This window comes from Sphingorhabdus sp. (assembly GCF_035329025.1).
GTDB lineage: Bacteria > Pseudomonadota > Alphaproteobacteria > Sphingomonadales > Sphingomonadaceae > Sphingorhabdus_B.
The window spans coordinates 19,215-44,239 of sequence record NZ_DAOLHN010000029.1; the positions used below are offsets into that span (position 1 = coordinate 19,215).

23 protein-coding genes and 1 pseudogene are annotated in these 25,025 nt (G+C 56.5%); 6 read left to right on the forward strand and 18 right to left on the reverse strand.

The features are described from left to right. Positions 1-111: 111 nt before the first annotated feature. The 7 genes from PKC81_RS09555 to PKC81_RS09585 form a co-directional block, all read right to left on the reverse strand. Positions 112-1,320, reverse strand: a complete 1,209-nt coding sequence (locus PKC81_RS09555) for an alpha/beta-hydrolase family protein (RefSeq protein ID WP_324335471.1) — start codon at positions 1,318-1,320, stop codon at positions 112-114. A 521-nt stretch (positions 1,321-1,841) separates the two neighbouring features. After that, positions 1,842-1,994, reverse strand: a complete 153-nt coding sequence (locus tag PKC81_RS09560) for a hypothetical protein (protein WP_324335473.1) — start codon at positions 1,992-1,994, stop codon at positions 1,842-1,844. Continuing rightward, positions 1,994-6,157 carry a translocation/assembly module TamB domain-containing protein gene (locus PKC81_RS09565; protein WP_324335475.1) on the reverse strand — a complete coding sequence of 1,388 codons (4,164 nt, stop codon included), beginning with the start codon at positions 6,155-6,157 and terminating at the stop codon, positions 1,994-1,996. The genes PKC81_RS09560 and PKC81_RS09565 overlap by 1 nt, the downstream gene beginning before the upstream one ends. Further along, on the reverse strand, positions 6,154-8,199 hold the full coding sequence (locus PKC81_RS09570; RefSeq protein WP_324335477.1) for a BamA/TamA family outer membrane protein: 2,046 nt from the start codon (positions 8,197-8,199) through the stop codon (positions 6,154-6,156). Before PKC81_RS09570 ends, PKC81_RS09565 begins: the two co-directional genes overlap by 4 nt. A 139-nt stretch (positions 8,200-8,338) precedes the next feature. Continuing rightward, on the reverse strand, positions 8,339-9,100 hold the full coding sequence (locus PKC81_RS09575) for a SprT family zinc-dependent metalloprotease (RefSeq protein ID WP_324335479.1): 762 nt from the start codon (positions 9,098-9,100) through the stop codon (positions 8,339-8,341). Next, positions 9,057-9,491: a YcgN family cysteine cluster protein gene (locus PKC81_RS09580; protein WP_324335481.1), complete on the reverse strand. Its 435-nt coding sequence runs from the start codon at positions 9,489-9,491 to the stop codon at positions 9,057-9,059. The genes PKC81_RS09575 and PKC81_RS09580 overlap by 44 nt, the downstream gene beginning before the upstream one ends. Position 9,492: 1 nt before the next feature. Further along, entirely contained in the window at positions 9,493-10,125 is a 633-nt protein-coding gene (locus tag PKC81_RS09585) for an SCO family protein (RefSeq protein ID WP_324335483.1), read from the reverse strand. A gap of 54 nt (positions 10,126-10,179) precedes the next feature. On the opposite strand from PKC81_RS09585, the gene PKC81_RS09590 reads away from it, so the two are divergent. Next, complete coding sequence (locus PKC81_RS09590) at positions 10,180-10,815, forward strand: ankyrin repeat domain-containing protein (protein WP_324335485.1); 636 nt, start codon at positions 10,180-10,182, stop codon at positions 10,813-10,815. Positions 10,816-10,820: 5 nt separating this feature from the next. Here PKC81_RS09590 and msrB read toward each other — a convergent pair whose 3' ends face one another. The 4 genes from msrB to PKC81_RS09610 all read right to left on the reverse strand — a co-directional run bounded on the left by msrB (position 10,821) and on the right by PKC81_RS09610 (position 14,921). After that, positions 10,821-11,312, reverse strand: a complete 492-nt coding sequence (gene msrB / locus PKC81_RS09595; protein WP_324335487.1) for a peptide-methionine (R)-S-oxide reductase MsrB — start codon at positions 11,310-11,312, stop codon at positions 10,821-10,823. A gap of 66 nt (positions 11,313-11,378) precedes the next feature. Next, positions 11,379-12,677 (reverse strand): cytochrome P450, encoded by a 1,299-nt coding sequence (locus PKC81_RS09600; RefSeq protein WP_324335489.1) that lies wholly within the window; start codon positions 12,675-12,677, stop codon positions 11,379-11,381. Between the two features lie 91 nt (positions 12,678-12,768). Continuing rightward, the gene (locus tag PKC81_RS09605) at positions 12,769-13,992 is read right to left on the reverse strand and encodes an ABC transporter permease (protein ID WP_324335491.1); all 1,224 of its coding nucleotides are present in this window, start codon (positions 13,990-13,992) and stop codon (positions 12,769-12,771) included. Continuing rightward, entirely contained in the window at positions 13,989-14,921 is a 933-nt protein-coding gene (locus PKC81_RS09610; RefSeq protein ID WP_324335493.1) for an ATP-binding cassette domain-containing protein, read from the reverse strand. Before PKC81_RS09610 ends, PKC81_RS09605 begins: the two co-directional genes overlap by 4 nt. 81 nt (positions 14,922-15,002) lie before the next feature. Here PKC81_RS09610 and queG point away from each other — a divergent pair, with 81 nt between their 5' ends. Then, positions 15,003-16,100, forward strand: a complete 1,098-nt coding sequence (gene queG / locus PKC81_RS09615) for a tRNA epoxyqueuosine(34) reductase QueG (protein ID WP_324335515.1) — start codon at positions 15,003-15,005, stop codon at positions 16,098-16,100. A 120-nt stretch (positions 16,101-16,220) separates the two neighbouring features. Here the strand turns inward: queG and PKC81_RS09620 are convergent, their stop codons facing one another. Together PKC81_RS09620 and PKC81_RS09625 are read right to left on the reverse strand one after the other, a co-directional pair. After that, a complete protein-coding gene (locus PKC81_RS09620) occupies positions 16,221-16,619 on the reverse strand; it encodes a hypothetical protein (protein WP_324335495.1) in 399 nt (132 codons plus the stop codon). Beyond that, positions 16,616-17,287 (reverse strand): EI24 domain-containing protein, encoded by a 672-nt coding sequence (locus tag PKC81_RS09625; protein WP_324335497.1) that lies wholly within the window; start codon positions 17,285-17,287, stop codon positions 16,616-16,618. The genes PKC81_RS09620 and PKC81_RS09625 overlap by 4 nt, the downstream gene beginning before the upstream one ends. Positions 17,288-17,383: 96 nt before the next feature. Here PKC81_RS09625 and PKC81_RS09630 point away from each other — a divergent pair, with 96 nt between their 5' ends. Next, on the forward strand, positions 17,384-18,382 hold the full coding sequence (locus PKC81_RS09630; RefSeq protein WP_324335499.1) for an adenosine kinase: 999 nt from the start codon (positions 17,384-17,386) through the stop codon (positions 18,380-18,382). On the opposite strand, the gene PKC81_RS09635 is transcribed toward PKC81_RS09630, so the two are convergent. Continuing rightward, positions 18,379-19,116 (reverse strand): hypothetical protein, encoded by a 738-nt coding sequence (locus PKC81_RS09635; protein WP_324335501.1) that lies wholly within the window; start codon positions 19,114-19,116, stop codon positions 18,379-18,381. The genes PKC81_RS09630 and PKC81_RS09635 overlap by 4 nt on opposite strands. Positions 19,117-19,520: 404 nt before the next feature. Here PKC81_RS09635 and PKC81_RS09640 point away from each other — a divergent pair, with 404 nt between their 5' ends. Both PKC81_RS09640 and PKC81_RS09645 read left to right on the forward strand, forming a co-directional pair. Next, on the forward strand, positions 19,521-19,955 hold the full coding sequence (locus tag PKC81_RS09640; RefSeq protein ID WP_324335503.1) for a hypothetical protein: 435 nt from the start codon (positions 19,521-19,523) through the stop codon (positions 19,953-19,955). A gap of 63 nt (positions 19,956-20,018) precedes the next feature. Next, complete coding sequence (locus tag PKC81_RS09645; protein WP_324335505.1) at positions 20,019-20,570, forward strand: hypothetical protein; 552 nt, start codon at positions 20,019-20,021, stop codon at positions 20,568-20,570. Positions 20,571-20,808: 238 nt separating this feature from the next. Here PKC81_RS09645 and PKC81_RS09650 read toward each other — a convergent pair whose 3' ends face one another. Continuing rightward, positions 20,809-21,138: a hypothetical protein gene (locus tag PKC81_RS09650; RefSeq protein ID WP_324335507.1), complete on the reverse strand. Its 330-nt coding sequence runs from the start codon at positions 21,136-21,138 to the stop codon at positions 20,809-20,811. Positions 21,139-21,413: 275 nt separating this feature from the next. Between PKC81_RS09650 and PKC81_RS09655 the strand changes: the two genes are divergently transcribed. Further along, entirely contained in the window at positions 21,414-21,899 is a 486-nt protein-coding gene (locus PKC81_RS09655) for an aldehyde-activating protein (protein WP_324335509.1), read from the forward strand. A 6-nt stretch (positions 21,900-21,905) separates the two neighbouring features. Here PKC81_RS09655 and PKC81_RS09660 read toward each other — a convergent pair whose 3' ends face one another. The 3 genes and pseudogenes from PKC81_RS09660 to PKC81_RS09670 all read right to left on the reverse strand — a co-directional run. Beyond that, the gene (locus PKC81_RS09660; protein WP_324335511.1) at positions 21,906-22,310 is read right to left on the reverse strand and encodes a hypothetical protein; all 405 of its coding nucleotides are present in this window, start codon (positions 22,308-22,310) and stop codon (positions 21,906-21,908) included. A 311-nt stretch (positions 22,311-22,621) separates the two neighbouring features. Continuing rightward, a complete protein-coding gene (locus PKC81_RS09665) occupies positions 22,622-24,280 on the reverse strand; it encodes an anti-phage dCTP deaminase (RefSeq protein WP_324335513.1) in 1,659 nt (552 codons plus the stop codon). Between the two features lie 396 nt (positions 24,281-24,676). After that, positions 24,677-25,025: pseudogene (locus PKC81_RS09670) on the reverse strand (excinuclease ABC subunit A); the annotation flags it as partial.

The window sequence follows — 25,025 nt, forward strand, 5'->3', positions numbered from 1 at the left end:
TATACATGCATGGGATACAATACTAATGTACTAGTGATATATACTATTGAAATACCATGACTATATCTGGTTTGGGTTATTAAACCCTAGGCTCCACCATTCCCCAAAGTTTTATTCCTCCTCGCGATCCTTTAGCCAGGCGCGCAGTTTCTGCATGTCTTCTTCAGACCAGTCCTGCGTTTCAAGTAATGACTGCCATGCCGCCAGATAGTGCTCCGCATCGTAAACATGGCCGGTTCCAGCCGGTGTTGTTGTCGCCGTCATTGCATCATAAGCGGTTTTCAGGAATGTGATTACTGGTATCCATCGCAATTCGGGTGCCACATCGGGCGCGCGCGGCTTATTGAGCCATGCAGGGCTTCGCCAAGCACTTTTGGTATCGAGAAACACAATCGGGTCGGATCCATATTGCAAATAGGCAAAGCGCATTGGGCCCCACGCGTCGTTTTCCGGCTTGAATGGCCCATTCTGGTTCCGGAAGCGGAACAGTGAACTGTCGCGGAAAACGGGTAGCCATGCCGGGCTGTCTTGGTTCCGGTTTCGCGTTATGTCCTGCCATACCGGGCTCGCGAAAGGCGGACCAACCCACAGCGCACCGTCAAACGGCTCCCCGACAATATCATGAAAATCGAACGACTGTTCGGAGTTCAACGTGCCGAGGCTGAGGCCGAAGAGAAAGAGTTTGGGCCGCTTGTCTGGCGGCAAACTGCGCCAATGACCATAAACCACATCGAACACAGCGCGTGCCGTATTATGCCCATATTCGGGCTGGGTGAACAGGCTCAGCCAACTGGGCAGATAGGAATATTGCACTGAAACCGAAGCAATGTCCCCGCGTTGGAGCATCTCAACAGGGGCCATGGCGGCGGGATCAATCCAGCCTGTTCCCGTTGGCGTTGCGATTACCAGCAATGAGCGGTCGAAAGCCCCGATCCTGAGCAATTCTTCCAAAGCAAGATTCGCCCGCTCCTCGGGCGTTTCGGCTGAATTCAGACCAACATAGACGCGAAGCGGTTCCATCGCCGGTTTGGCCGTTAATTCCTCGATATCCGCTTGGTTTGGTGACGACAATATGTGCCTACGCCCGGCCGCGCCGATCCCATCCCAAGCGATGAGCGATTCTGCACTGCCCGTTTTCTGATATTCTTCGGGGGGAGGCATGTCCGGCGGAATGAACTCGTCCAACTCGCTGTAGGAACTGTCGAGGACCCGCACCACGTTGCGCACCAGCAGGCCGTTGCCGATCGACCATGCGAGAAAATAGCGAACGTGAAACCCGCCAGCTTCGCCGCACGTTCGGGTATGAAGCGGTCGAGCCATGTGCCTATCAAGCGGGCAATGCGTCCGAAAAATCTGGCGATGAGCAAAATTATGAGTATCAGCGGGAGTGCAACAAGAATGACAATCAGGGAGCGCCAAGAGCTCTCGGCATTGATACCGAGCGCTTGTTGAGTAGCGTTTTGCCAACTTTCCGCAAATACCAGACCGATCGCTACCGCAACCAGTGCAATGCCGGTTAATATGGCGTCTGCCGTGCTTCTGGTTTTGCCTTCAGGGCTTGTGAAACCAAGCCAGCGATACAATCGGGCAAGTCCGGCGCCGATAGCATAAGCCAGCATGAAGGCGAAAGCGGCGATGATGCCTTGCATTGCCGGGGTCCTGGGAATCAGGCTCGGCGTCAGGCTTGCCAGAAACGCCAGCCCACCCAAGGCGATACCGATTGGGGAGCGAGGGGCGATGGCGTTCCGAATACCCGTCCAACTCAATTTCATAACCGGCTCCTCAATTGAACGAGCTCTGTCAGATCCTGTCCTATCGATTGGCAAAGTCGCTGGGTTGCGTCACTTTTTGCTGTCCTCGGCATCCTTGCGCATGTCCGCATCGATCCGCGCTGCATCCTTTTTCACTTCGGTTTCGATATCCGAATAGCGCTGCTCAAAGTCTTTCTGGCAACCAGCCAGCAAAAACAGCATCATCAGTAAAGCGGGCCGCATCAATAATCCTTCCGGTATCGTACACTGACGTTCGACGTGCCATAACTGCTCAACTGGCTGAGCACCGACAGCGCCGGAGTCAGGCTGATTTCGATTTGGCTGGCCGTGTAGCCCCGCGCATCGGTGATGATTTCCACATAGACATCGTTGGTAATATAATGACCGAGCGAGATGGCGGTGCCGCGGCCTGTCTGTTCGTCCGGGTTCAAGATCCGCAATCGATCCAGACCGGTCGCGGATTGAAGCACACCCAATGGGTTGAGGCCTCCCGGGGCTGCGCGAAGGCTGTTCAGGGAAGCAGCGAGTTGTACTGCCTGAACCGCGGACAGCTCGGCAATTGAATTGCCGAACAGGATTCGCGCCATGATTTCGTCCTGGGGCAAGGCAGGGGTCGAGGTGAAGAGGATTTCCGGCTTGTTTCCGGTTCCGCGCACGTCAACACGAACTGTTGTGCCTTCAACCTCCGCGGCTGCAATAACGCGAAGCGAAGGATTGCTATAGTCGCCGCCGTTGAAGGTCAGGCGCCCGGTCTCTATGCCGAAGGAACGGCCGGCAAAGCCCAACGTCCCGCGAACCAGTTGCAGATCACCTGTGATGAATGGGGCGTCGGACGTACCCGTCACCCGCAAATCCGCCTTCCATTCCGATTCCAGCCCCATGCCGGAGATATAGAGCTCGTCTGACGCCACCAGCTTGATGTTCAGTTTCCAGTTGGACGGAAGTGAACTGACCGGGTTGGCATCACCGGTGATGCGTGTTGGCCCGGCTGCGGATTTCCGTCGCACTCCGGTTAGCGTTGTTACGCTTGAGGCATTCTGCCGGACGATACGGAAGCGCGTTTCGGGCAGTGCCAGGGTGCCGCTGACCAAAGCACCCGTCCCGGGGGTGTTGGTAACTTCGATTTTGCCGGTTGCAGCAGTTGTGACAAGTTCGCTTCGGGCCAGCCTTGCGCGGTCGAGATCAAGGTCAATCCTAGCCGGGAAACCCTTTTCGAAACTGAGGTTGATGACGCCTTGTCCACTGACGGTGCCGTCTCCGGCCTTGGCGGAAATCTCGGTCAGGTCGAGAACATCATTTTTAAAGAAGCCCCGTACGCGGACATTGGTCAACCGCGTTCCATAGGTTTCATTTTCATAGACCAGATTGTCCGAACGCACCGATCCGCTGAGCTCCGGTTCACGCAGATTGCCGGAAAAATCGGCCGCGACGGCGACCGGACCAGCGAGACTTTGATTCGCCAATGTGGCGAGCGAGAATAGCAGGTCGGAGGGACCATTGTAGCGGATTCCCCCTGACAACGGCGCATCGAACATTTTGTCGATCCAGTCACCAGGCCCGGTCGGCAGTGCACCGAGCTTTACCTGAAGTCTTCCCACATTCGTTCCCTGCCGCTGGATAAGCGCGGACAGGCCGCCACCATTGACGTCCAAATTGCCCTTCAGGCTGACGTTCACCGGCTGGGATGGCACACCAACGCTGTTGCGCCGGAAGCGTTTGATCTCCAACTGTACTTGCGCTTGCGGCACTGCATCCAGCGAAGACTGGTTCCAGTCGACTACACCGCTTGCCCGACCGCCCATCTCGAAACCCGGCAGCGTCGGGTTAAGCACTGCCAGATTGACGTTGTCGATATTGGAACGGATTTGCAGACCATCGGCATAACGGCCTTCAAGCCGGATCGTCCCATTGCCAACTTTTACGGCTGAAGGAAGCAATGCATAGCCCCGCTTTTCCGGGACAATTCGTAAAGGTTTGGCAGAGGTGAAGGGGATACCATTCGCTCGGCCGCGCACTGCAACCGTCCACAGATTTGGTGCCAACTGGCTGTTGGCAGCGATGCGGAAGGGGAAACTGCTCCGTCCTTCGACTAGGAATTGTGCGTTGCCTTGCCCGTTCCGGTAATCGATTTTGCCGCGAGCGGCCGCAATAAATAGCTCGTCGACCGTAGTGTCGCCCAATTGCACATCCGCTTTTATCTGGGGCTGTTCGAGCAGAACTATATCGGCGTTGATAATCCCCCGTCCGATGCGCAGCGTCTTTTGCCCCTGCAGTGCTGCATTCATCGCGGTCGCTTTTACGATGGCGCGTTGATACCGGCCTTGTGCCGACAGTTCGGCAACGCCATCGAAGCCCGACCCATTGCCGACAAGCCGCCCTGCAAATGGCCCCGCAGGCAATTGTTCCAACCTGCCGCCAAAACGAATACCTGAAAAGTCGGCGCGTTTGACATCGAGTACAAGGTTCCGGCCACCTGACAGCACATCCACATCGCCATCAAGCGGTCCATAGTCTGTAGAAGCGTTGAACAGCACCGAAAAACCCTGCGACGTGCGTTTGACCAGCGCGCTGACATCGGCCAGGCCAATACCCATTCCGGGGCGGCTTGCAGTCACTCTGGCGATCGGCTCGGTCAGCGTTCCGCTTACTGCGATACCGACGGGTCCATATTCGTTCGAATAACCGCTGCCATTGAAGCGCAGGGCTCCTGAATCCAGCACATAGGTTCCGCTTCCCCGATTCAGTCTGAGTTTGGGCGCGATCATTTGCGCCGAACTGATCTGCAAAATGCCGTTTTCGGACAGTCCGATACCTGCCCGCACCAGCATTTGACCGCCGAGGAAATCGCGAACGCCATCACTGAACAACTGCGTCGACCGCGCCCGCACCGTTCCCGACAGCGCATAATCATTGCGCATACGGCTTTTGAGACCGAGGTCGGCATCGATATCGAACAAGCCAACAGATTCGATCCGATAGCGGTCAATATTGCCTTTAATGCTGGCTGCCAACTGACCCTTCGAGAAATTGGCTGCGCCCTGCAGCACTGCCGATACCCGATCGGACTTCAGGTTGAGCCTTTCGCTCAAAAGGCGTCCGTTGGAGTACGCCAAGTCGCCATCGAGTTTGATGTTTGCCAATATCCGTTGGTCAGTGACTTCAAAACCGGTCATGCGCCGCGCCCGGGCTGAAACCGGTATGCGGACAAAATCCTTTTCAGAACGCGCAACACCATTGGCGGTCAGGCCGAAGAAGGAAAATTCGCCCCAGCGCAATTGCTCAGCCTTCACGGAATAGTCGATTTGGGGCCCAGCCATCGGGCCATCGATGAGGAGCTTGCCACTTGCGCCCTGGCTTTCGATCCCGCTCGAAAGCGCCACCTTGCGTGGCATGTCGATGTTGATGGTGAGTTTCTGGAATAGGCTTTCCGCCAAATCCAAAGTGCCTGAGGCATCCAGCTTTACCTTGTACGCAATCAGTTTGCCCGAAATCTGCGCTACGCGGTTTTCATAGTCAGCCACCAGGTCGACTTTGAAACCGGGCGTGAGCAGATTGCCAAGGAGATTGTCGTTGGCGATTTTGCCAGTCGTAACATCGCCTGCGATGGAAAATTTTCCATCCCGCGCCGCTACGGTTAATTTGGCCTGACGGTCACTCCCTGCCTCAGCGTTCAGCAAACCATCCCATTTGGTCCAGCTACCTTGGCCATCAAGGCGGAGTTTCACCGGCGCATTGAGGCCGAGCAATCCCGATGTGAGACCGCCGGCCGGACCATCGAGGCGCAAAGCCATTCCGAGACGGTCTTTGTCGGGAATGGCATCCAGATGTGCAACCAACCGGTCGCCTTCGATCGTTTGCGCGGTCGCATCGACGCGCGCCCTTGCATCGACAATGTGGGCTTTCGCCTGCAGGTTGAGGATATGTTCACGCCCCGCAATCGACTTATCGAAAACGATGCGGTCGAACTGTAAACGGTCAATCCTGATATCGAGGTCGGGGAAAAATGGTTCGCCGCGATCCGGGATTACGCGTAATTCGGGGAGGCGGTTTATATAGGCCTGTTTTGCGATTAAGGCGTCGATGGACAGCTTGCCGTAGAAATAATCTAACGGATGCCAATCGAGTTTCGCATGGGGGATGCTGGCAAAACTTCCCTTGTCGTCCTGTAGGCGGATATCGGACAAATGCGCTTCGCCATAGATCGATCCTTCAATGCGGCCAATGCGGATATTCAGGCCGTTTTCGAATTCATAGGCGGCTATCTGTCGGGCGACAAACCTGTGGCCGGAGGGCGTGTCGAGCCAATAGTGGAAACCAAAAAGGGCCGCTATCAACAGCAACATGATGGCGGCTATGCCTGCAATCCATTTCCACAGCGCCTTCAAAATGCTTGCCCCAATGAGACATAAAAGGAGAAGCGCGATTCCCCGGGGCGACGATTAATGGGTGTCGCCACATCGACGCGTACCGGTCCGAAATTCGTGTAAAAGCGACCACCCACGCCCACGCCAAATCGCCAGTTATCAAATCGCGGCGTGCTTTCCGGATAGACCTGCCCGGCATCGACAAAGGCTACTGCGCCAAAATCCCCAAAGCGGTAGCGGACTTCTGCTGCCGCCTCGTTGAGGCTTCGACCACCAATGGGATTACCCTCTATATCGGTCGGACCGAGCTGCTGGAACCCGAACCCGCGCACCGATCCTCCACCTCCGCCATAATAGCGCCGCGACGGCGGCAGGCTGTCGCGGGACGTGCCGACAATCGTTCCCACCCGGCCGCGTGCTGCGATTACAAGCGAATCACCGATAGGTTGATAATAGCTGCCATCAAGCATCGCGCGCAGGTAAAAGCGGGATCCTTGGCCCAGCGCTGTTTCGGGCGACATGCGAAGGTTGAAGCGAAAGCCACGGCTGGGGTTCAACAGGTCGTTTGAACGGTCAAAGCCGACTTCGGTCGGCAATGCGGCGACATAATAGAGGTTGCGCGCGCGCGCCACACGACTGGCTTCGAAAAGGCTCTCATAAGTGGCGAGCAGCTCGAAACCAACGGAATAGGTCAGCTTTTTCTGCCATATGGGTGTCGATTGGTAAGAAAGCGTTCCAGCTATACGGCCTGTATAAGCATCGAAGGCGTCATAATTTTTGTGGAGCGCCGACACCGACAGTTCGATCGTGCGGTCGCGGCGCCCCGCATTCGAACGGTTGAAAACCACAGCTAGGGCTTGTTCCTGCGTTCCGACGATTCCGCTGACGCCGAGCGATCCCTCTGGCGGGAACAGGTTGCGGTGTATCCAGCCTCCTTCGGCACGAAATCCACGACCCGTTTCATATCCGGCCGACGCAGCAAGGGTTCGTGCAGGCCCCGCCTCTTGCCGGACGATCAAGTCGGCATAGGCTGTGCCATCGGAGGCCAGTTCTGAACTGGCCACAGGCTCGATCGAAACAGTCGACAAAAGCCCGGTGGCGACCAGCGCTTCGCGAAGGTCGTCAACCTTTCGCGCGTCATAAAGATCACCTGTCCTGAATCGGCGTAAAATACCAACATGTTCGGCATCAAATACCGGATTGCCCTCGGTCAATATTTGCCCGAAGTAACTTTTCGGCCCTGTTGCGACGGGCAAGGTATAGTCGCCTGTGCCCACAGTTTCGTCGAGCAGAATATCGCGCTGCCCGACCTGCGCGAACGGGTATCCATTTTGTGGCAAAGCGAGCGAAATCTGGGCTTCCGCAGCCACGATATTATCTGCGACGATGGGGTCGCCGCTCTTCGGCGGGAAATTGGTCCGTATCAGGCTTTCAGTGACGTCGGCCGGGGCCTCAAATGTGATTGAACCCAGACTGTATCGTTTTTCGGGCCGGACACGGAACTCCACCTGGATCGGGCCGCCAGCAGCTTCTGAAAGTTTCGACGATAGATTGACCCTTCCGTCGTAGAAACCCTCACTCAACAATATGTCGAGCAGCAACTGCTGGTCGGCCCGAGCACGGGCATTAATGGATAACCTGTTTTCTGCATTGCCTCCACTGAGGCTCAAAGAGGAGAGCTCGCGAAAACGCCGCTTTATCCTGTCAAAAATGGCCCCATTTTCGCCTTCTGTTTCCAAACCATCTATCTGGACAGCATAGTTTACAAGGCTTCCAGATTCATCCGGTCCTGTCGCCGCTTCGCCAGACAAAGGCTCCATGCTGAAAGCTTCGAGGGATGGTAAAGGTTCGTCAATTGGAGGGGTTGCGGTTTCAACTGTACCGTCGTCGTCCTCGTCTGATGCAGCCAAGGAGGGGGGCTCTTCACCGTCGCTGTCCTCCAGCTTGGGTATAGCTTTTTCAAATTCGTTATCGGAAATAATGGGTTCTACAGGCATCGCCCCTGGCTGTGCCGATGCCGCTGAAGACGCTATAAAAGCGATATATGCCAGACTGAATTGCATGCCACTCATCGCAAAAAAAGTACGCCCCAGCGTTCCGATATCTCGATTGCTCTATCTATCGGTCCGGAATGTCAATTGCTGACTTGGCCAAGTTCGGTCTAACGGCACTGGGCGGGTAAGTCCTTTACTGGACGAATATTTACCTCCCCACCAGTTGCAGGCTTGTTCCATGAGCTTTGAGCCAATGGTCGGCGGCCCTCCGGTCACCTTCGAACAATTCGTCAAACCAGGCATAGAAAGCCGGACTATGGTCCATATGGCGCATATGCGCGACCTCATGGGCAATCACCGAACGGCGAACAAAAGCGGGTGCCATTATCAGCCGCCAGCTAAGCGAAATCGTGCCACGCGACGAGCAACTGCCCCAACGGCTTCGGGGGTCGCCGATCGCCAATTGTGGAGGCGTTTCGCCGGCCTTGCAGCAATATTCGGAAATGTCACCTGCGAATATGGGGCGCGCCTCCTCCCGCATCCAGCGGAGGATACGTTGACCGACCATTTCTTCGGGGCCGCCTAGATGGAGTTCAAACCCTTGGTCGCCGGTTAGGCGACGGACGCGGCGGCTGTGGCTGTTGTTCCAGACGATCCGGTGCCGCTCGCCGATGAAGGCTATATGTGAACCATGAACGAGTTGCGCGACGACCGGTGCGGTTTCGAAGCGTGTGGCAATCCATTGCCGCTTTTGGGCAACAAAATCCAATGCCGCGGTAGTGGGCGCGTACACAGGCATCGTGATCCGGATTTCGCGCCGGATCGCATCGGCGCGCATCGAAATGCGCCGCGCCTGGCGCGTTCGCTTGATGCGGACGGGTATCTGCTGCCCCTCAATATCGACGACCGGATCCCCGGCTTTCGGATCAGAGAGGCTGTTCGACAATATGGTTTTCAAGCGGTCCAGCATGGAGTTCGGATATTGCCCGACCTTTGACCGATATGCCAGCGCGATGCACGGCCTCTTGGTCGCCGCAGACAAGATAATGCCAATCCGGCAGTGGCTGGCCGTTGGCCCGCAACACATAGGCGCAGGTCGAAGGCAGCCAGGGATAATTGTCGATGCTCCGCCGGGTCAGACGGATGCAATCGGGCACATGCATCCGTCGGTGGCGATAGTCAGCACAGCGGCAGCTACTCAGATCGAGAAGCTTGCACGCGACATTGGTAGCATAGATGCGGCCTGTATCCTCATCCTCGACCTTGTGCAGGCAGCATTTGCCGCAACCATCGCACAGGGCCTCCCACTGATCGCGGGTGAGCGCTTCGATCGGCTGCTCCCAGAAAGGCACCTCACTCAATTCAGCGCACCCACTTGGCGAGCTCTGCGGCCACCAGCTTGGGTTCGCCCTCGTTCGGCTCGGTATTCGGCGTATCGGCGGGAAGCAGTGCGAGCGGTTTGCCGTCCGGTCCCATCAGGAACGGCGTCTGACTATGGCTCATCAAATAGCTGTCCGGAGTGGAGCCTTCGACCCGCTCGTAATGGACGGCAAAAGACTTGGCGACCGAAGCAATTTGTGCGTCGTTTCCGGTCAAGCCGATCAGACGGGGATGGAAGGCTGAAACAAACTGTTTGAGGATTGCAGGCGTGTCGCGTTTCGGGTCGACGGTGATGAACAGCGGTTGCACCTTACCGGCAAGCATCGGATGCGCCTTTTCGAACTGGGTCAGCCCGGCCATGAGATGCTGCATATCCGGCGTGCAGATATCGGGGCAGTTGGTATATCCGAAATAGACGATCCGATATTTCCCATCGAATTCGTCATATTTGCGCTGCATTCCATCCTGGTCCGTCAGTGTGAATGGGCCACCGATCGCGGCCCCAGCCAGTGGCGCCTGCGATAGCGGGGCTTGCTCGCTGGAGCGATTGCAAGCGGCAAGCGCAAATGCGGCGATAAGAAATGTGACATTTTTGTTCATGGCAGCGCCAGCCATGGTCTGTTAAGGGCGCGAATTCAAGTTTGCATCCATCAATTCAGGGTAGGGGCCATGCTTTTCATTCGGACCAAATCGCGCATATTTCTTCTCGGGATACTGGCTACGGCGCTGGCGGCGCAGCCCGCATTGGCGCAGTTTTCCGACAGTTATAATTTCCTCAAGGCCGTTGAAGATCGCGACGGTAAAGAGGCAGAAAAATTTATCAGCGAGCCGGGCTCGGTTATTATCAACACAAGGCGTGATGGTACGGGAGAAACGGCACTGCATATTGTAGTCAACCGCCGCGACGAGACTTGGCTGAGCTATTTGTTGCAAAAAGGCGCCAATCCCAATCTGGCAGATAAAAAGGGTGTAACCCCGCTGATGCTGGCAACGCAGCTTGGCTTCGTCGAAGGTGCCGCACGCTTGATCAAAAGCAAGGCCGTGGTTGATGGCACCAATCGCAGTGGGGAAACTCCTCTGATTCGTGCGGTTCAATTGCGGCAGCCGGAGATGGTTCGCCTGCTGCTCAAGGCAGGCGCAAATCCCGACAAGCGCGATGCGGTAGCCGGATTGAGTGCGCGCGAATATGCGGCGCAAGATGGACGAAACAGCGCCATATTGGGTATCATCGAACGCGGTGGCCAGGCGGAAGAACCCAAGAAGAGCGGTGAACTCGATTTCTCGGGAATTGGTGAGCCCAAATAGGTCTTTCAGACTGGTTCAAATTTCATCGCAGCACCATTCATGCAATAGCGCTTGCCCGTGGGCTTTGGGCCGTCGTCAAAGACATGGCCCAGATGCCCTCCACAACGCGAGCAGTGAACTTCGGTGCGGGGCAAATGCAGGCCGTAATCCGCCTTTGTCCCGATTGCGCCTCGGATGGGACGCCAGAAACTGGGCCAGCCTGTACCACTTTCATATTTCGTCAGCGCATTGAACAATTTTTGGCCGCACCCGGCGCAGACGAAATTTCCTTTCCGCTTTTCATCGTTAAGAGGGCTGGAAAAGGGTGGTTCGGTATATTCCTTGCGCAGCACGCGATAGGCCAAGGGCGAGAGGATCTTGTGCCACTCGGCATCGGATTTGACGACCGCAAAAGCCTTGCTTGCGACAGCAGATGATGTCGAAAACGCAGCGGTAGCCAGACTGACTACGCCACCAACGGCGGCTTTCAGGAAGGTGCGCTTTGTGTATTCATTCATGCCGAAACCCTTTCGCCTGCTCGAATGTAAGTACGTTCGAAGCAGGCAAAAGGTTTCATCCCGCGCTCAATATTTGCTGAGTTCAACGTCCATTGAGCGATAGCCATGGACGAAGCAGCCGGCGACGCGGACTGGCTCTGCCACGACATTCGGGCGGAGGCGGCGCTTGGCCATCTCTTCGAGCAATACGCGAATTTGCAGTTCAGCGAGGCGGGCGCCCACGCAGCGGTGGATGCCATAGCCGAACGACAGGTGACGGCGGGCATTTTCGCGATCGACAATCAGTTTGTCGGGATTGTCGAAAACAGTCTCGTCACGGTTGGCCGAAAGATACCACATGCCGATCTTGTCACCCGCCTTGATCGGCGCACCGAACAGGTCGTGGTCCTTGAGCGCAGTGCGGCGCATATGCGCCAACGGGGTCTGCCAGCGGATCACTTCGCTGACCGCATTCGGGATCAGTTCGGGGTTCTTCTCCAGCTTCTCGCGCTCGTCCTGGAAACTGTGCAGGCCGTAGGCATAGCCCGACATCGAATTGCGGGTGGTATCATTGCCGCCGACGATCAGCAGGATGAGGTTCCCCATATATTCGAACTGGTTCATATCCTTCATCGGTGAATGGATCATGCGGCTGATCAGGTCGGGCGCTTCGCCACGGTCCTTGCGCTCGTCCCACAGACGCTGGAAATACGCACCCATTTCGAACATCTTGGCGAGACGCGCCTTGCGCGTTTCCTCGGTGCGGAAAAGTTCCACATCGCCCGCCCAGTCAGACCATTCGGTTAGCAGGCGGCGGTCTTCCCAGGGAAAGTCGAACAGTAGCGCCAGCATCTGGGTGGTGAGTTCAATGGAAACCTTGTCGACCCAGTCAAAAGCGGTGCCAACGGGAAGCGAATCGAGCAACTCACCGGTGCGCCGACGAATGTCGGATGCCATGCGCTCCATCTCGCCTGGAGTGAAAGCAGGCGCGATGACGCGGCGTTCTTCGGTGTGCTTGGGCCGGTCCATCGCGATGAACATCGGCATGACTATGCGTTCTTCTTCCGGAATAGGCTCATCAAGCGCTTCGTCGTCGACAAGCGTGATACCGCCATGCTCGAACGAGGAGGAGTAAATGTCGGGCAAGGCCTCGACATGCTGGATAGCCTTCAGCGTGGTGACATTCCAATAGCTGCCAAAACTGCTGCCCTCGACTTTGTTAATCGGGGCCTCCTCGCGCATTTCCTTGAAAATCGGATGCCAGCGATCCTCAACATAGATTTCGGGACGGGTGACGTCCCATTCATGCGGGCACTGAACTACCTTCCAGGGCAGCTTCTCGCCAGATTCGGTTGCCGATGTATCGAGCACAGGGGCAGTTGCCATTTTAGACTCCTCTTCTTTGTTCTGAAGAGTGCCATTGCTGACAATAATGTCAATCCCGTTTCGATAAGCAACTTAATTTGCTGTTAGCAAATCATCCGGGAAGTTTGACGAGGCCGAACAGTTTCTTGCCGCCCGTATCCTTGATACGGCCAGCGCTGCCCGATTTCATCACATTGCGCCTGAACAAATAGACACCGACGCGCAGGATGATCAGCACGAACAATGCCTGCCAGGCCACCGCGAGCAGATGCGGCCACAATGTTGCATCCTGCGCCGCGCGGGCGATCATGGCAAAAGGCGATGTGAACGGGAAAAGGCAGGCGAACAGTTCTATGGGTTCACCCATTTTGGTGACTGTGTACATGGCAAGGAAGAAGTTGATCAATTGCGCCATCGTCACCGGCATCGATAATGTCTGAACTTCGCGCACCGTCGCCGCCATTGCGCCAATCCCGAGGAATAGCGATCCAAGGATGAGGTAGGCCATTGTGAAATAGACCACGCCCAGCAACACGAATATCGGCCAGCCAACAGCTGGCGTAGGCAGGCTCGGTAGAGCCGGGCCGGATAGGTTTGCGAGCCCGAAGCCGACCGTTGCCCAGACGGTAATACCGACAAACGCCATCGCCAACATCGCAAACAATTTGCCGAGGAATACTGCATCCATGGGAACAGCAGCAGCGAGGATTTCGATGATCTTGTTTGCCTTTTCCTCGACCAGATTGGACAGCACCATACCTGCCAGCAACATGGTCAGCATGAACAAGAGTACCTGGGTCGCCTGCGCAGTCACCAACCGCTTCTGCTTTTCGTTACCTGCGCTGCGCTCGACCAGTCGGGTTTCGACAGTTGGCAGCACCATTGCATCGGCATTCTTTGCGAATGCAGAGAGCATTGCAACCTCTCCCTGATAGCTCTCGACTGGGCCGCGTGTTCCCGTGAGTACAGGCTTTTGCAGCGTACCTCCCAAAACCGCCGCAAGACCGTTGGCTTTGTCGTCGAGCAATTTTTCTGGCGGAACATCGCGCGCGGATTGCGCCAATTGCTTCAATTCGGGCAATCGTCTCTCGCCAACTTGTGCGGCGAGTGTTGAGCGTGCGGCGAGCAACTGGCGGCTATCTTCAGCAGACATCGCGACCCCGACCACCGGGCGGTCAATATCGCGTGCGACCTGCCCACCCAACAAGCCAGCGGCTCCGCCGACGAGCAAAGGGAACATCGGTCCCAAAAGGAAGAAGAAGAAGGCTTTGGAAAAAATGATCGCCGTGAAATCGCGGCGACCGATGACGAAAGCAGCGCGAATGGTTTCCATCATAGCAAGTCCTCCGCTGTCGGCGCATCCATTTCGGCGGCAGTATCCTCACCGGCTATGGCGACAAAGGCATCATGCAGACCGGGGCGCTCGATAGATAAGGATTTGACGCCAGCCTTGCCTTCGACAAGCGCGGTCAATAGCGGCTCTGCTCCACTGTCGGGCAGAGTGAAGTGCCACCAATTGCCTTCCTGCCGTGCATCGGCGGGCAATGCTTTGCGCCAAGGGCCGTCCAAGTTTTCGGTTTCAAGATGGACCTGAGGGCGCAACCTGTCCCGCGCGGTCGATACCAGTCCGTCGAAACTGACCTTGCCCTTGGCGATGATAGCAATGCGCTCACACAGCCGCTCGGCATGCGCGATGACATGGGTCGAAAAGATGATCGTCACGCCCCGCTCGGCCTGTGCCCGGATCATGCGTTCGAGCTTCGCCTGATTGAGCGCATCAAGGCCGGAAAAGGGCTCGTCGAGTACAATCAGCTTTGGATCGTGGACGATAGTGCCGAGCAGTTGCACGGTTTGCGCCATGCCTTTGGACAATTGCCGTATCTGGCGATCGGCGGCGTATCCAAGGCCGGCTTCTTCCATCAGTTCGCGCCCGCGCTGCTCGGCCGCTTTCAGAGGCATTCCGCGCAGGGCACCCATGAAGGCGATGGTGTCGGCTGCCCGCATCGACTGGTAAAGTCCGCGTTCTTCGGGAAGATAGCCCACCAGTTTGGATTGGCTCAGCGGGCGGTCAGAGCCGAGCAACGTGCGTGTGCCTTCATCGGGATCGATAATGCCCAGCAGCATTCGGATCGTGGTCGTCTTGCCGGCGCCGTTCGGCCCCAATATGCCATAAATGCTACCTTCCGGCACATTCAGGTCGATACCGTCGACCGCGCGGAAACCATCGAACTGCTTGACAAGCCCGCGTGCCTCGATTGCATGCATATTGGTAGATCGCCCCAAAGTTAACCGACACCCGAATAGGGACAGCGCGTGAAAAGACACAAGACAAATTTGGTTAACGCCCTGAAGGAAAAGGCGAGGGTGGAGGGTTTTGCCGATTGCCGCGTGGCAGCCGGGCGGCTGGCACCTGAAGCGGGCGACCGCTTGCGGCAGTGGCTTAATGAAGGTCGGCATGGCGACATGCTCTGGATGGCCGATCGCGTCGACCAGAGATCGAGCCCTGACGGCCTATGGCCCGAAGTGCAGTCAGTCATCATGCTCGGCATGAGCTATGCGCCCGAAACCGACCCTATGGCGCTTGAGACGCAGCCAGAGCTCGGCCGCATTTCGGTCTATGCGCAGCGCAAGGATTATCATGATGTGGTCAAAGGCGCGCTCAAGCGGTTGGCGCAATGGTTCGTCCATCAAACGGGCAGCGAGGTGAAGGTGTTTGTCGATACGGCGCCGGTCCTGGAAAAGACCCTCGCCGAGGCGGCCGGGCTGGGTTGGCAGGGAAAGCACAGTAACCTCGTCAGCCGCGAACATGGCAGCTGGTTGTTGTTGGGCGCGATTTACACAACTGCAGAGCTGGAGTCTGATGCTGCCGGGCGCGACCGCTGTGGGTCGTGCGATGCATGCCAATTGGCTTGTCCGACCGATGCTTTTCCTGCGCCTTATCGTGTCGATGCGCGCCGCTGCATTTCCTATCTGACGATCGAGCACAAAGGGCCGATCCCACACGAGTTCCGCCGCGCAATCGGGAACCATATCTATGGCTGCGATGATTGTCTGGCGGCTTGCCCCTGGAACAAGTTTGCTCGAACCGCTTCCGTGCACAAAGCGTTGGCGCAGCGGATGGAATTGTCGGATATGCCATTGGCTCGGTTGCTCGCGCTCGATGACAGTCAATTCCGGCAACTGTTTGCAGGGACCCCAATCAAGCGGACCGGGCGCGATCGCTTTGTCCGGAATGCCGCAATTGCGGCTGGCAACAGTGGCGATACCGCTCTGGTCCAGCCGCTGGTCTTACTGTTAGATGACGCCAGTCCGCTGGTACGCGGCGCAGCCATCTGGGCTATCGCACAATTGGATGAAGTTCAATTTTCGGCTGAAAAGCGTACGCGACTCAAATTTGAGTCGGATGAAACTGTGCGGTCCGAATGGGCGCCAGACGTAGCTTAAACCTACTTTCGTCACCCCCGCGAAGGCGGAGGTCCATCACCGACGGATTAAATTGATACCACGGGAGATGGATTCCCGCCTTCGCGGGAATGACGAAATCCTTATATGATTTGCTTTGCTCTACCGCGCCATCAGCGCGTTGACGCATTGCGCGCGGTCCACCTCGGCGCCGTCGCTGCGCCGCGCATCGACATGAGTCACAATCTCTGCGCCATTCTTGCCGTGGGGATAGAGATAGGTATCGAGGATGCAGGCGCGACCGCTGAACTGCAGCTTGCGCCCCTGCACCTCGATAATATCAAGGCGTGGTGGACCGAACATGCGGACCAGCGTTCCCATGTCCTTGCCCATAACGGCGTCGAGCCCCTTCGAGGATGATGCTGCTCGCGCTGTCGGTGAAGTCGCGGCGGGTTTGTCCAACGGCACGGGTGCGCTTTGCGGACGTTTGGGTTCGGCGCTGGCAGCGCCGCAAGCCGTCAGCATCATTGTCGCAATTACGACCGAGGCAAATCTTTTCACTTGGTTGTCACCCTGAATTTTCCATGCGCCATATGCACGGCAGACGCGGTGGCGACAACCGGGACAACAAACTGCAACAGTGGAACCATCATACCTGCTGCGCCAGCAAGGCCTAACATCAGCCTTTCTCCCTTGCCAAAGGCGGCCAAATGATGCCCGTGCCGCGCGACCAGCATATCCTCCAGATCGCGACCAAGCAGCAGGGCATTGACTCCAAGAAACACCAGCGGCGCCCCGATGCCGGTAATCAGCAGAACCAGATAGAAGGGCAGCGCCAACAAATTATATCCGAGTGCGCGCATGGCCGAACGCATACCCATCCGCGCCGACTGCCAATTGCTCGGCCGCTTGCCGCGTGCGGCCTCGAAAGGATAATGCTTTGCCTCGATGATATCGATGATGTCGTCGGAAAAGACCCAGGTGATGGCAATCGCGATCATTCGGAACAGCACCAACCCGCCGATCAGCAGCACGGCGATGGCCGCGACGGCGCTCAACCCGCCATCATTGGCATAGCCGAGGGCATGGAACAGCCAGTCTATCGAAAACCACAGACCGACACCCAAGAGGATGAAGGACAGCAGGGTGAGCAGCATCACCCGCGCGAGGATCCGCATGATGCCCTTGTGCGAAAGACTGGCGAAGCCGAGCGAGATGGCCCTGAACATTCCCGCAAGATAGTGCGGGTGTATTACACATGCAAGCCACTTGCCCTTTTGTGCCAGCCGCATTAGGGCGCGCCAAACTCTTTGCAGGAAGTGTAAATGACGCAAACCCGCTACGACGTGCTGGCGATTGGCAATGCCATAGTCGACGTGATTTCTGATGCCGATGATGCCTTTATCGAGGCGCAGAATCTCAACAAGGGCGGGATGACGCTGATTGATGCCGAGCGCGCGCAGTCGCTGTATGACGCAATGGGACCCGGCCGGGAAATCAGCGGCGGCAGTGCGGCGAATACGCTGGCGGGGCTTTCGCGGCTTGGCCACAAGACGGCCTTTATCGGTCAGGTCGCGCAGGACCAGCTCGGTGACGTTTTTGCGCATGACATCCGCGCGACGGGGATCGACTTTGATGTGCCTGCTCGCCCCGGCCAGCCGTCGACAGCGCGCTGCCTGATATTGGTGACGCCCGATGCGCAGCGGACGATGAACACCTTCCTTGGCGCAGCGCAGTTCCTGCCCGAAACGGCGATCGACAAGGCGAAGATCGAAGCTTCCGCCTGGCTCTATCTCGAAGGCTATTTGTGGAACGCGCCGGAATCGCGTGCGGCGATGACGGGGGCGATTGCCATTGCCAAACAGGCCGGGCGCAAGGTTGCGCTGACGCTGTCCGACGCCTTTGTCGTCGATGGCCATCGCGATGAATTCTTCGCGCTGATGGATGACGGTTCGCTCGATCTGCTATTTGCCAATGACACCGAGGTCCGCGCGATGATGCAGACCGAGGATACCGAGGCGGCTGTTGCAGCGCTTGCGGCGCGCGTTCCGATGCTCGTCTGCACGCATGGCGCGGCGGGCGCAGAGGCGCATCGTGGCGACGAACATGCGCGCGTAGGCGCCGAAAAAGTCGGACGCGTGGTCGACACGACCGGCGCGGGCGATCTTTTTGCGGCGGGCGTTTTTGCCGGGCTGACGGAGGGCCGCGACCTCAAAGACTGCCTGACCATGGGTGCCGTGTGCGCCGCCGAGGTCATCAGCCATTATGGCGCGCGGCCCGAAGCGGATATCCGCAAGCTGATGGCCGAGCGGCTGGGTTCCTAATAGGGCAGCACCCGCACGATATCGGGCCAAATACCCAAGCCCCAGAAAATGTAGCGCGCGAAGCAGCTGAAGGCGAGTGCAACCGCAGCGGCCTTGGTAGCCCAGTGCATGCTGCCGATCGTCTTCCTGTCCCACATCACGAGCGGGATGATGAAGGCAAAGGCGAGGACGTTGCTGATGACATGCCCGGCCATATTCGGCGGGAATAACGGCCAGCGGCCCAGCCCCGGTTCAACCATGCAGAGGGTATAGACCAGCATGAAGCGCTTGTGTGCCTGCGGGTCCATCCGGTTGCGCCAGCCCATCCAGAGCAGATAGGCCATGGCGGGAATGGCGAGCAAAGGCACGGCCGACCAGCTTTCGGCGTCTATAATCGGCGGATGCAGCCCGCGCGGAATAGCGTGCAGCGAGGTGAAGTAGATGATCGGCAGGATCGCCGCGCCCAACACCATGCCCCAAACGCCAAGCTGGCGGTGGATATCGCGCCTCTTGGCCGCGACCAGCCGGATTTGCGTATAGAATATCGCCAGCCAAGCGGTCGCTGCAATTCCGTGCGCCACGGTCAGTGCGGTCAACGGCGGATTGGGCCTTGGATAGCTGACCATCTGGAACAGATAGAAGCTGGGCGCAAATCCGATGAAAATGGCGATGATGATCGCTAGCGCCATGCGCCCGTAAAAACGACGCTCGGCATCCTGGCCTGTTGCGCCGGTTCCATTGGCTGTTGTCGCCATACCCTTCCCCCCGGAATTATGTTCGGTGCGACCCGAAAGGCTGGGATTTTTGGTGCGGTGTCCCGCCTTGAGACGGCTTGTTACATATATGTGACAACCTGTGAATCGCCCATTTGGTCTATAACGGTGGATAGGGGCGTGAATGCGGCAAAGCGAATGGCGTAAAACGGCCTTAAGGTTACAAACTTCACCGGAAGGCATGGGGCCGATTGTCACCTTTGTCACTTTAGCGCGGCCGATAGCGCGAGGTGAAACGGGCAGCGCGGGCAAGCACCTTCGTCCATCGCACCACCCAAGCAGAAAACGCGCATGTAGGACAGTAGCTCGAAAGTGCATCGCGCTTGACCGATATCACTTCCCGCGCCCGGCCACCTGTGCCACTATCGCCCAAAGGGAGGATGCGCATGCAAGACAGGGCAGCGAAACTTGAACTGATCGAGCGCAGTCTGGAACGCGCAGCCGAAACAGTGGGCGATATCACTGCCCCGCTGATGGCGCGCTTCTACGCCGCGCATCCGGCGGCAGAGGCCAGCTTTGAACATCACGGCCTCGGCAAGCGTGCGCTGCTGGAGGCGGAGATGGTCGGCAATGTGCTCTATTGCCTGATGACCTGGTTCGAACGACCGGAGGAGATCCGCATCATCCTCTATGATTCCATCCCGCACCATCAGGAGACGCTGAAGGTTGAACCCGGCTGGTATGAAGGCATGCTGTGGGCGGGGATTGACCTGATCGAAGACACGCTGCCCGAAGACGCGGATGACGAGCGCGCAGTGTGGGAGGAAATGCGCGCCGGACTCGCGGAGACGATCGCCAAGGCGCGGAGTTTTATCGGATAACCTCCTCTTCGCTTGCCCCACTCCGCGCACTTTGGCACACAGCCGCAAAGCCGGGGGAGCTGCATGAGCGCGTTTGAATTCATCTTTTCGCTGTTCGGGCTGATGCTCGGGCTCGCGCTGGCAGAGGGGCTGGGCGGGCTCGCCCGCGCGCTCAACGCGAGCCACAAGGTACAGATCGGCTGGCCCACCGCTTTGCTCGGGCTGTTTGTCACCTGCGATGTCGTGACCTTCTGGATGTATGGCTGGGCAGTGCGCGAGATGGTGACGGTCACCTGGCCGTTGATGTTCGGCGGATTCGTGGTGACAGCGGTGCTCTTCGTCGCCGCCTCGCTGATCTTCCCGAACGAGCCGGAGGAATGGGCCGATCTCGACGGGCATTTTGAAAAGCACCGGCGCAAGGTGCTCGGCGGATTGCTGTTCTCCAATATTGCCTTGCTCGGTTTCACCGTCTCGCTTGTCGGCCTTTCCCCATTGATCAGCCTAAAGACGCTGGTGACGACATGGTCTTTCTTCCCGGTTTGCTTGCTGGCGATTGCCAGCAACGACCGGCGCGTGGTGATTGGCTGCATGGCCTGGCTGATCGCGCTCTATCCGATCTCGGCTTTGTGGCCTTGAGGTTTTCGGGTTTCACGCAGGGCCGAAGGCGATGGAAAACCACCCTCTCTCCTTCAGGGGAGAGGTACGAAGTCTTATCGCTGCAAGCGATTAGACGAAGAGGAGAGGGGGAGGCTGGGCGAGCCTTTACCGTTGGAGCCCCTCTCCGTTGCGACTAGCGAACAAGTTCGCAGGTGGCCTTCGGCCATCTCCCTCCGGTCGATTCCTCACTCCTCTCCCCTGAAGGAGAGAGGCGGGCTCACCCCTCGGGCGGGGGCGCGACCGTTACCGGGCCGATTTCCTTCAGGCACTCCTTGATTGGCGCAAGGTCCTCCACGCTGGTGGGCGGGTTGGCGATCAGGTCTTGCACGCTCTTGCCCGCCATCAGCTTGTCGGCGGCGCAATCGCAGACTTTGTCGAGGTCGACATTGACGCCCTCGGGCACCTGCCCCTCCGCGGTCGCGGCGCAGCTGGCGACGATCGACTGGCGCACGGTGGCTTTCACATTCTCGTCCAGCGCCCCGCCTTCGCCACAGGCGGCGAGCGACAACAGGGCAATCGGGGCAAGCGAAAGGGCGGAAAGGCGCATCTGGGGCAACTCCTCTGATTGGTTGCGTCAGATATGGGGTGGGGTGGGAGGATTTGAAGGGGGAACCAAACCTCTCTCCTTTAGGGGAGAGGTACGAAGCCTTGGCGCTGCAAGCGCCTAGGCGTAGTGGAGAGGGGGAGACTAGGCACGACCTCACCGTTTCAGCCCCTCTCCGCTGCGACTAGGCAGACCAGCTGCCAAGTCTCGCTCCTCTCCCCTAAAGGAGAGAGGGAGAGAGAGGGTGCAATTCCGCCCCAGCTTGCTACCATCGCGCGATGACCAATCCCCTATCCGCCACCTGCCATTGCGGCGCCGTGCATGTGCAGGTCGCGCATGCGCCCGACTTCATCTTCGAATGCAATTGCAGCCTGTGTGAGTCTCACGGCGTCTGGTGGGGATATTATGCGCCGAATGAGGTGGAGGTGACGGGGGAGACGCGGGGTTATAGCCGCGCAGATTTCGGGAGTATTTCAAGCGAAAGTGGGAACCGGTTTCATGGGCAGGAAATGCGACCACAAACGATTCGGGAGCCCGCCGTGGAGGTGCATTTCTGCCCCCGCTGCGGCTGCACCACGCATTTTGCCTTGAGCGCGGCCTGGCTGGAAAAGAGCGGCGCCGCGAATGACCGCATGGGCGTGAACATGCGCCTGTTCAACCGCGCTGCGCTGTCAGGGGTGATGCTGCATTTTCCCGATGGCCGGGCATGGGATGGCGTGGGCGAGTGGGGCTATTTGCGAGAGGCAATCACGCTCGGCGGCTAAATCCGGCTACCAAAGCCCGTCAAACCACGCGCTGATCGTTGGCCAGAATAGCTGCAATTCGAATTCAGCGATCATCAGTACCACCGCCCCGGCGATCCACAGCCGTTTGTCGCGCAGGCTCATGCCGCTGAACGCAGGAACATCCGCCATGTCGGGATTTTGCCCCAACCGGAATGCTGCCCAGACGCGGGGAAAGAAGAAGGGAATGGCAATCAGCAACGGCCACCATTTGGCGCTGCCTGTTACATAGCGCAGCAGCTCCGCGACGAAGACGATAATGACGAACAGATAGAGCAGCAAACACCCGACCGCATGTCCCTCGCCTTTCAGGTCTTCGATGCTGTTGAGCGCGCCAAAGGCATCGGGCCGATACTCGCCGCCATGTTCATATTCTTCCGGCTCGGTGGACATGGCAATGTTGTGGCGGATGGACGGGGGGTTGTGAAGGGGGTTGGTTCTTTTGGGGAGGGGTGAGGGAGTATGGGGAATTGTATGATTGGCATCGTCTCTCCGGAATTTCTTGAACATGCGCCTGTTCGACCGCGCCGCGCTGTCCGGGGTGAAGCTGCATTTTCCCGATGGCCGGGCATGGGATGGCGTTGGCGAGTGGGGCTATGTGCGGGAGGCGGTGGAATTGTAGGGGGGGCTCGCAGATTTGATAACAGCTCAGAGTGGATTTTACTCTGGACAACGATCGAATAAAAAATGAAAAATACTTTGAACTATTCTTCAGGGTCAGTCTCGAGAGGAAGAATTCCCTGAACAGCATCAGATGCAATAGGCCGCACAACATGTCGCTCGAGCTCAGTATAACTCGGTGCCAGTACATCTATCATCGGGCATGGCACGTCATAGTACCATTTTTTTGCGAGACTTCCTGATTTCCTTTTTTCTCTTTTTTCAAATATATCTCTATATCTGTAAGGAGATATTCCGAGAAATGGGACAAAAGAAATTCTATCACTGCTATAACCGTCAACTTCTATTTCATTTTTATGTAAAATCTTTGCCTTACTTTTCGGATAAGGTTCCATAAAAACCACAGACTTTATTCCAGATGCAAGTATATGCTTTGCGCAATTATGACAAGGAAATGTTGTGCAATAGAGTATTCCACCTTTTAATGATTTTCCTAAGCGAGCTGCATCACAAATTGCACACATTTCTGCATGAACTACTCTTCCATATTCAGTAAGATCAAGTATTTTAGAACCTTTTAATGCTCCCATACTTTTATCATTTTGATCTTTTTTGTTCGATGTTAAGTGGTCTATTAAGGAATCTAGATCTCTCTTTGCTTGTGCTGGAAGTTTTAAAATTTCTGCTCTTTCGAGGCGTTCTAAAACGTCTCGTACGACTTCTCTCTTTTCGTCCTCATTCGGGTCGCTTCCAAGAGAAATATCTCTAAAGTCAGGCTGCTCGCAATCCCAGTAAGTTCCTCCATTTGCTTTTGGAACTTCATTGCAACCTTGAACAATAATTTCCCCGTCTTTGCTGAAAATAGCTGCACCAACTTGCCTTGATAAATCCGATGATCTTAAAGAAGCTGATTTAGCACAATACATTCCGTACTCCTTTTTACTAGGAGTTATTGAGTTTAATCCGAATAGTGCATTAAAAAAACGAGTTAAAGTTATGGACATTTCGTTTTTATTGATACCATCAATGAATACATCAGCAAGGTGAAACGTATCTCTAAGATGTTGTCCGCATACATCTCCCCCTTCATCTGCATCTTTATCAATAAGCTCCTGGGCTTTATATGTTATTGTGTTCTCGGACGTATTCAAGGGGGTGGTTCTACGTATTTTTTCTTCCAATACTTCTCGTCTATCAGTTTCAGAGCCATATGCTGAAATAAGAATAAACTGACGACCATAAACTCTGCGAAGAAGCGTTACCTCTTCGGGTCGTTTTAATTGTCTGATGATATAAGCTTCAGATTGGGCAACACGATCCGTTGCGCCAATCAAGTCAAAAGCGAAGGGATTAGGAGGACCGAAGGATTCATCTCCAGCCACTTCGTTCTTGAATACTTCACTAAGCGATTTGCCATTTTCGGCCAAACTGTCACGCTCACGGCGTATAGCGGCAATGGCCACTCTCATCAGAAACGCAGGATCATCGCGTGTTCGGCAAAGATCGCTGGCATGATCCATCTTAAATTTCATCAGACCATGAAAGTTTTTTCCGCGTGGTTTTTTGAATGATGAAGGAAGCTCATCAATTTCATCCGTTATTTTGATGATGGTCGATCCATAATCGACAGCTCGAAGTGCCTCTTGAGTGGTTGCACAGATTGTTTCAATATCCACGCCAATTGGACCGGCGATGCCGACCACCAGTTCAGGAAAACGGATCAACGCCAAATCATCAGGCATATTTTACCACTCAAGCTAGTTGAATTATTCTTGCAGGCACGTATCGTAGCAAAAAAGGGATGAGGCAAGATGGATTCCAAAAAGCGCTACGTTGAACTTCAAAAGGTTGCATATTCGCATCGGAAAATAGCATCTCAGCTTGGTAGAGAAGTGACCTCTTCACCTAAAAGCTCGTCTATTTACGCCTTCGTATTAAGTAGAGAGCCGAAAACTAACAATAAATGATTTCAATAAATTCGCGCCAATGCGGGCCTTGTAACACAATGCAATTTAGAGCAACTGGCTTAGAAACATCCAAATAACAGCTTTGCTGTATATTCCGCACACAAAGTTGGTTTAGCTCAATAGCGCTTTGATGCAAGGCTGGGTTGGCGGCATCCTCTAAAGGGAGAGGTGCTATTTCGCCTTTTCCAGCAACGGCTTCAAATAATGCCCCGTATAGCTGGCAGCCACCTTAACCACATCCTCCGGCGTCCCCTCCGCAACAATCTCCCCACCCTTAACGCCCCCTTCGGGCCCAAGGTCGATAATCCAGTCCGCGGTCTTGATGACATCCAGATTATGCTCGATCACCACCACGCTGTTGCCCTGTTCGACCAGCCGGTGGAGCACCTCGAGCAGTTTGCGCACATCCTCGAAATGCAGCCCCGTCGTGGGCTCGTCCAATATGTAGAGCGTTTGGCCGGTGCTGCGGCGGCTGAGTTCCTTGGCGAGTTTCACGCGCTGCGCCTCGCCGCCTGACAGC

Bases quoted from the DNA above. Each gene is read 5' to 3' on its own strand.
- PKC81_RS09555 (WP_324335471.1), bottom strand. From the start codon at position 1,320: ATGGCTCGACCGCTTCATACCCGAACGTGCGGCGAAGCTGGCGGGTTT.
- PKC81_RS09560 (WP_324335473.1), bottom strand. From the start codon at position 1,994: ATGCGGCCCGCTTTACTGATGATGCTGTTTTTGCTGGCTGGTTGCCAG.
- PKC81_RS09570 (WP_324335477.1), bottom strand. From the start codon at position 8,199: ATGCAATTCAGTCTGGCATATATCGCTTTTATAGCGTCTTCAGCGGCA.
- PKC81_RS09575 (WP_324335479.1), bottom strand. From the start codon at position 9,100: ATGCTGGACCGCTTGAAAACCATATTGTCGAACAGCCTCTCTGATCCG.
- PKC81_RS09585 (WP_324335483.1), bottom strand. From the start codon at position 10,125: ATGGCTGGCGCTGCCATGAACAAAAATGTCACATTTCTTATCGCCGCA.
- PKC81_RS09590 (WP_324335485.1), top strand. From the start codon at position 10,180: ATGCTTTTCATTCGGACCAAATCGCGCATATTTCTTCTCGGGATACTG.
- msrB (WP_324335487.1), bottom strand. From the start codon at position 11,312: ATGAATGAATACACAAAGCGCACCTTCCTGAAAGCCGCCGTTGGTGGC.
- PKC81_RS09600 (WP_324335489.1), bottom strand. From the start codon at position 12,677: ATGGCAACTGCCCCTGTGCTCGATACATCGGCAACCGAATCTGGCGAG.
- PKC81_RS09605 (WP_324335491.1), bottom strand. From the start codon at position 13,992: ATGATGGAAACCATTCGCGCTGCTTTCGTCATCGGTCGCCGCGATTTC.
- PKC81_RS09610 (WP_324335493.1), bottom strand. From the start codon at position 14,921: ATGCATGCAATCGAGGCACGCGGGCTTGTCAAGCAGTTCGATGGTTTC.
- PKC81_RS09625 (WP_324335497.1), bottom strand. From the start codon at position 17,287: ATGTTCAGGGCCATCTCGCTCGGCTTCGCCAGTCTTTCGCACAAGGGC.
- PKC81_RS09630 (WP_324335499.1), top strand. From the start codon at position 17,384: ATGACGCAAACCCGCTACGACGTGCTGGCGATTGGCAATGCCATAGTC.
- PKC81_RS09635 (WP_324335501.1), bottom strand. From the start codon at position 19,116: ATGGCGACAACAGCCAATGGAACCGGCGCAACAGGCCAGGATGCCGAG.
- PKC81_RS09640 (WP_324335503.1), top strand. From the start codon at position 19,521: ATGCAAGACAGGGCAGCGAAACTTGAACTGATCGAGCGCAGTCTGGAA.
- PKC81_RS09645 (WP_324335505.1), top strand. From the start codon at position 20,019: ATGAGCGCGTTTGAATTCATCTTTTCGCTGTTCGGGCTGATGCTCGGG.
- PKC81_RS09650 (WP_324335507.1), bottom strand. From the start codon at position 21,138: ATGCGCCTTTCCGCCCTTTCGCTTGCCCCGATTGCCCTGTTGTCGCTC.
- PKC81_RS09655 (WP_324335509.1), top strand. From the start codon at position 21,414: ATGACCAATCCCCTATCCGCCACCTGCCATTGCGGCGCCGTGCATGTG.
- PKC81_RS09660 (WP_324335511.1), bottom strand. From the start codon at position 22,310: ATGTCCACCGAGCCGGAAGAATATGAACATGGCGGCGAGTATCGGCCC.
- PKC81_RS09665 (WP_324335513.1), bottom strand. From the start codon at position 24,280: ATGCCTGATGATTTGGCGTTGATCCGTTTTCCTGAACTGGTGGTCGGC.